The following is a 627-nucleotide window of genomic DNA, read 5'->3' on the forward strand; positions in this document are numbered from 1 at the left end:
GAGTCGCCTCCCCTGTCCTCTCACACCACCGGGCATACGGTTCCGTACCACGGCGGTTCATGAACAACGTTTGAGCCATCTTACCGTATCGAGTATCGAGATCAGGCCCAGATCGTAAAACCACTTTCTCGGCAGGGCCTCATTCATGTGCGAGGCTCCGGCGTTCCACCAGGGCCCTCGCCCATTGCCCGCCGATTTCCAAGCACGGTACGCGTCCAGACCCAGGCCTCGGAGTTTCCGACGCCGGGTCGCCGGGCGCTTCCATTGCCGCCAGATCAGACCGCGCAAGCGCCGTCGTATCCATTGATCCAGCGCTTCCAAGGGGCGTTTCACATCAACAAGGCTGAAGTAATGGGCCCATCCTCGCAGGACTGGCCTCAACCCTTCGATTGTCCGCTGGATGTTGCGCCCCCTGCCACGTTTCAGGATCTCACGGACACGCTGCATCATGCGCGTCAGGCTGGCCTTGGCGAGCGTCAGTTTCGACTGCTTGTGCCGAGTGAGGCTGTAGCCCAGGTAGCCGCGTCGCCATGGCCGGTCCACCGCACTTTTACGGCGATTGACCGTCAGCCGAAGTGAGCTCTCGAGATACTCACTCAAGCTGCCCATGACCCGCTCGCCTGCTCG

The 627-nt window shown here is 61.6% G+C and carries 1 protein-coding gene; it reads right to left on the reverse strand.

The window, feature by feature from the left end; genetic code table 11:
- Positions 1-57: 57 nt before the first annotated feature.
- The coding region (locus INT20_RS17950; RefSeq protein WP_319643871.1) for a group II intron maturase-specific domain-containing protein at positions 58-627 on the reverse strand (570 nt) is incomplete at its 5' end.

Source organism: Halomonas citrativorans, assembly GCF_014898005.1.
Classification (GTDB): Bacteria; Pseudomonadota; Gammaproteobacteria; order Pseudomonadales; family Halomonadaceae; genus Vreelandella; species Vreelandella citrativorans.